5 protein-coding genes and 1 pseudogene are annotated in these 5,092 nt (G+C 71.2%); 4 read left to right on the plus strand and 2 right to left on the minus strand.

Annotated features, from left to right (window positions below; genetic code table 11):
* Window positions 1-493 (minus strand): annotated as a pseudogene (locus tag VLJ82_RS14930) (hypothetical protein); the annotation flags it as partial.
* A gap of 4 nt (window positions 494-497) precedes the next feature.
* On the opposite strand from VLJ82_RS14930, the gene VLJ82_RS14935 reads away from it, so the two are divergent.
* The 3 genes from VLJ82_RS14935 to VLJ82_RS14945 all read left to right on the plus strand — a co-directional run bounded on the left by VLJ82_RS14935 (window position 498) and on the right by VLJ82_RS14945 (window position 2,877).
* Complete coding sequence (locus tag VLJ82_RS14935) at window positions 498-1,208, plus strand: TraR/DksA family transcriptional regulator (RefSeq protein ID WP_408664155.1); 711 nt, start codon at window positions 498-500, stop codon at window positions 1,206-1,208.
* 129 nt (window positions 1,209-1,337) lie between these two features.
* Window positions 1,338-1,955, plus strand: a complete 618-nt coding sequence (gene lspA, locus VLJ82_RS14940; protein WP_408664156.1) for a signal peptidase II — start codon at window positions 1,338-1,340, stop codon at window positions 1,953-1,955.
* Complete coding sequence (locus VLJ82_RS14945) at window positions 1,948-2,877, plus strand: RluA family pseudouridine synthase (RefSeq protein ID WP_408664157.1); 930 nt, start codon at window positions 1,948-1,950, stop codon at window positions 2,875-2,877. The genes lspA and VLJ82_RS14945 overlap by 8 nt, the downstream gene beginning before the upstream one ends.
* A 15-nt stretch (window positions 2,878-2,892) precedes the next feature.
* On the opposite strand, the gene VLJ82_RS14950 is transcribed toward VLJ82_RS14945, so the two are convergent.
* Window positions 2,893-3,234: an antibiotic biosynthesis monooxygenase family protein gene (locus VLJ82_RS14950; RefSeq protein ID WP_408664158.1), complete on the minus strand. Its 342-nt coding sequence runs from the start codon at window positions 3,232-3,234 to the stop codon at window positions 2,893-2,895.
* A gap of 248 nt (window positions 3,235-3,482) precedes the next feature.
* Here VLJ82_RS14950 and dnaE point away from each other — a divergent pair.
* Window positions 3,483-5,092, plus strand: a 1,610-nt coding sequence (gene dnaE, locus VLJ82_RS14955; protein ID WP_408664159.1) for a DNA polymerase III subunit alpha, incomplete at its 3' end; no start/stop codon positions are given.

Here is a 5,092-nt window from a genome sequence, read left to right on the forward strand (position 1 = left end):
GGGCGAGAGGGGCCGCAATGGCTGGCGTTCGAAACCGGATCGGTGCGGCGTTGCGGCGGGCCGGTGACGTGTCGGCGGCCGCGGCCGGCAAGGTGACCACGGCCCGGCGGGGGGTGCAGCCCCCGGCCACCGGGCGGGTGAGCTCTGTCAAGGCGGCCAAGAGCGCGGCGTCGGGAGCCGGATCCGGGACGAAGGCTGCGGCTACCAAGACTGCAGCTACCAGGACTGGGGCTACCAGGACTGGGGTTGCCAAGGCTCCGGCGAAGAAGACACCTGCTGCTAAGGCTGTGACCGCTAAGGCGTCGGCTGCAAAGGTGCCGGCGAAGAGCGCGTCGGCTGCCAAGTCTGCGACGGCCAAGGCGCCGGCCAAGAAGGCGGCGGGTGCCAAGGCAACGGCGAAGGTCACCAGTAAGGCAGCCGGCTCGCCCGCGGCCAAGGCAGCGCCGACCAAGAGTTCGCCCGCGACCAAGGCTGCTGCCACCAAGGCGACCAAGGCTGTGACTGCGACCAAGGTGGCGCCGGCGAGGGCCACCTCCAAGGCAGCGCCGGCCAAGGCCGCCGCCAAGAGTGCGCCGGCCAAGGCCGCCGCCAAGTCGGCCGCCTCCACCCCGGCCGCCAGCGCGCCGGCCAAGAAGGCTGCGGCTACCACGGCGTCCAAGGCCACGGCGACCAAGGCTGCAGCGACCAAGACCACGGCGACCAAGGCCGCGCCGGCGAAGAAGGCGGCTGCCAAGAAGGCTCCCGCGAAGAAGGCCCCCGCCACCGAGGAGGCCAGCACGCCTTCCGCGGCTCCCAAGGAACCAGCCGCGGCACCCGCCGGCTCCGGACCCGCCACCCAGAACAGCAGCGACCTGAACGCTGCCGACCTGGCCGAGATCCGCGCCCGGCTGCAGGACGAGCTGACCGAGATGCAGCTGGAGTACGACCGGTCGATGAGCCAGCTGGACGAGCTGACGCAGTCCCAGGACGGCGCCGGCGACGACCAGGCCGACGCCGGCAGCAAGGCCTTCGAGAGGGAGCAGGAGCAGTCGATCGCTGCCAACCGGCACCTCTTGATCGTGCAGATCCAGCACGCCATCGAGCGGATCGACTCCGGCACCTACGGGGTCTGCGAGGACTGCGGCAAGCCCATTCCCAAGGCCCGGCTCAAGGCGTTGCCGATGGCGACCCTGGACGCCGACTGCAAGGCCCGGGCCGAGCGCCACTGACCCGGCGGTCGGCCGCTGGGTTTCAGGCCGGGCGTGCCGATGCGCGAGAATGGGTGCGTGACCGACTCCCGCCCGGCTGACCCTGCACCTACTGCCGGACCTTCCGCCGGTCAGCGGCCCCGGACCCGGATGCGGCTGTTCTTCGGCACCGCGCTGCTCGCGCTGGCCGCCGACGTGCTGAGCAAGGTGCTGGTGGTGGCCCACATCCAGCCCAGCGATCCCGGGGTGCGGCTGCTCGGCGGGGCGGTGTACCTGGTGCAGGCCCGCAACAGTGGGGCCGCCTTCTCGGTCGGCACCGGTGCCACCGTGGTGCTGACCGGCATCTCGATCCTGGTGGTGGTGATCATGCTGCGGGCGGCCCGCCGGCTCACCTCGTCCGGCTGGGCGGTCGCGCTGGGGCTGGTGCTCGGCGGCGCGGTCGGCAACCTGGTGGACCGGCTGTTTCGGGCCCCGTCACCCGGCCGGGGCCACGTGGTGGACTGGATCTCGGTACTGGCCCGGGACGGGCATGTCTGGCCGATCTTCAACCTGGCCGACTCGGCGATCGTCACCGGCGGCCTGCTGGCGGTGCTGCTGTCGCTGCGCGGCGTCGAGTTCGGTTCCGCCCCACGGTCCGGCGCCGAGCCCGGCGCGCAGCCGGCGGACCCGGCGGTCGAGCGCGAGCCGCATGACTCGCGTGAGCCGCACGACTCGCGTGAGCCGCACGACTCGCGTGAGCCGCATGACTCGCGTGGGCCGCATGACTGAGGTACGGATGCTGCCGGTGCCCGAGGGCCTGGACGGCCTGCGGCTGGACGTCGCGCTGTCCCGGCTGTTCGGGCTGTCCCGCACGGTGGCCGCCGGCCTGATCGACGACGGGGCGGTCAGCCTGGACGGCACCAGCCCGCCCCGTTCGGAGCGGGTCCGCGGCGGCGCCTGGCTGGAGGTCAGCATGCCGGAGCCGGTGGACCTGGCCGCCGCGCCGCCCCGGCCGGTGGACGGCCTGGTGGTGCTGCACTCCGACGACGATCTGGTGGTCATCGACAAGCCGGTCGGCGTCGCGGCGCATCCCAGCATCGGCTGGGAGGGCCCGACGGTGACCCAGGGCCTGGCGGCGATGGGCATCCGGCTGTCCACCTCGGGCGCGGCCGAGCGGCAGGGCATCGTGCACCGGCTCGACGCCGGCACCACCGGGGTGATGGTGGTGGCCCGCAGCGAGCGGGCCTACACCGCGCTGAAGCGGGCGTTCAAGGACCGCACCGTGGACAAGCGGTACGCCGCGCTGGTGCAGGGCCATCCGGACCCGAGTAGCGGCACGGTGGACGCGCCCATCGACCGGCATCCCTCCTCGGACTGGAAGTTCGCGGTGGTGGCCGGCGGGCGGCCCAGCGTCACCCACTACGAGACGGTGCAGGCCTACCGGGCCGCGTCGCTGCTCGACATCCGGCTGGAGACGGGCCGCACCCACCAGATCCGGGTGCACATGGCCGCCCTCCGCCACCCGTGCTGTGGCGACACCCTCTACGGCGCCGACCCGGTGCTCAGCCGCCGGCTCGGCCTGGGCCGGCAGTGGCTGCACGCCCGCTCGCTGTCGTTCGAGCATCCCGGCACGGGGGAGCGGATGACCGTGGTCTCGCCGTTCCCGGCCGACCTGCAGCACGCCCTGGACGTGCTGGAGGCACACGACTGAAGGCCGCGGGAGCCGTTAGCCGGACCGGCCCGAGGAGCCGCCGGCGACCACGTAGGACCACAGCTCGCTGGAGACCCCGACCGGCTTGCGGGGCGCCTCGCCGCCGGGCGCGTGCCGGCCCTCCGACTGGTGGCCCTGGCCGAAGGCCGGTGAGCTGGCCCAGGCGTTGAAGGCCTCCTCGTCGCGCCAGCGGGTGATCACCAGCCAGGTGGTCCGGCCGTCGGTCGGTTGGAGCAGTTCGAAGCCCTCGAAGCCGTCCTGGTCGTCGACCGCGCCGGCCCGGGCGGCGAACCGTTTGGCGAGCTCGTCGCCGCTGTCGGCGGCCACGGTGATCGCGTTGATCTTGAGAATGGACATGGCCTCATGCTGGCACAGCGCGCCGACAGAACCTTCGTCCTGCGGGCCCGGATGGCGACTCTCAAGGGCCGGTCGAGAGACTCGCGGCACCGGCATCAACACGTTGTCAGTGGGGAGGTGCAGAATCGGAATCCGCTGGCCAGCCCGATAGAGGGGCGCCACCCGAACCGAAGGACGTGGGCACCGCTGTGACCGTTACCGGAGAGTCCGACTCCTTCGTCCACCTGCACGTGCACACCGAGTACTCGATGCTCGACGGCGCCGCCCGGCTCGACGACCTGTTCTCCGAGACCGCCCGGATGGGCATGCCGGCGGTGGCCATGACCGACCACGGCAACGTCTTCGGGGCCTACGACTTCTACAAGAAGGCCAAGCTGCACGGCGTCAAGCCGATCGTGGGCATGGAGGCCTACCTCACCCCGAACACCCACCGCGCCGACCGGACCCGGGTGCGCTGGGCCGACGGCGGCGAGGACGACGTCTCGGGCGCCGGCGCGTTCACCCACATGACGCTGCTGGCCGAGAACACCGCCGGCATGCACAACCTGTTCCGGCTTGCCAGCCGGTCCAGCCTGGAGGGCTTCTTCTACAAGCCCAGGGCCGACCGCGAGCTGCTCAACGACTACGCCGGGGGACTGATCGCGACCACCGGCTGCCCGTCCGGGGAGATCCAGACCTGGCTGCGGATCGGCAACTACGACAATGCCCGCCGCAGTGCCGCCGAGTTCAGGGACATCTTCGGCCGGGACAACTTCTTCCTGGAACTGATGGACCACGGCCTCGGCATCGAGACCCGGGTGCGGGACGGCCTGCTCCGGCTCGGCAAGGACCTGGGCCTGCCGATGATCGCCACCAACGACCTGCACTACACCCGGGCCGAGGACGCCGACGCCCACGAGGTGCTGCTGTGCGTGCAGTCCGGCAAGACCATGCAGGACCAGAACCGGTTCAAGTTCGACGCCAAGGACTTCTACCTCAAGTCACCGGCCGAGATGCGCTCGCTGTGGGCGGACAAGTACGAGCTGCGCGAGGCCTGCGACAACACCCTGCTGATCGCCGAGCGGTGCGAGATCGCCTTCGACGAGTCCAAGAGCTACATGCCCCGGTTCCCGGTGCCCGACGGCGAGGACGAGACGTCCTGGTTCGTCAAGGAGACCGAGCGGGGGTTGCTGGCCCGCTACCCGAACGGGGTTCCGGACTCCGTCCGCAAGCGCGCCGACTTCGAGGTCGGCGTCATCACCCAGATGGGCTTTCCCGGCTACTTCCTGGTGGTCGCCGACTTCATCAACTGGGCCAAGGAGAACGGCATCCGGGTCGGCCCCGGCCGCGGCTCGGGCGCGGGCAGCATGGTGGCCTACGCGATGCGGATCACCGACCTGGACCCGCTGCAGCACGGGCTGATCTTCGAGCGATTCCTCAACCCCGACCGGGTCTCGATGCCGGACTTCGACGTCGACTTCGACGAGCGCCGGCGTGGCGAGGTGATCCGCTACGTCACCGAGAAGTACGGCGACGAGCGGGTCGCCCAGATCGTCACCTACGGCACCATCAAGGCCAAGCAGGCGGTCAAGGACGCGGCGCGGGTGCTGGGCTACCCGTTCGCGATGGGGGACCGGATCACCAAGGTTATGCCGCCGCCGGTGATGGGCAAGGATGTCCCGCTGTCGAAGATCTTCGACCCGACCCACAACCGCTACGGCGAGGGCGGCGAGTTCCGCGCGCTGTACGAGGCCGACGCCGAGGTCAAGCGGGTGGTCGACACCGCAAAGGGGCTGGAGGGTCTCAAGCGGCAGTGGGGCGTGCACGCGGCCGGCGTGATCATGTCCAGCGACCCGCTGATCGACCTCATCCCGATCAT

It is taken from the genome of Jatrophihabitans sp. (assembly GCF_035474675.1).
GTDB lineage: Bacteria > Actinomycetota > Actinomycetes > Mycobacteriales > Jatrophihabitantaceae > Jatrophihabitans_A.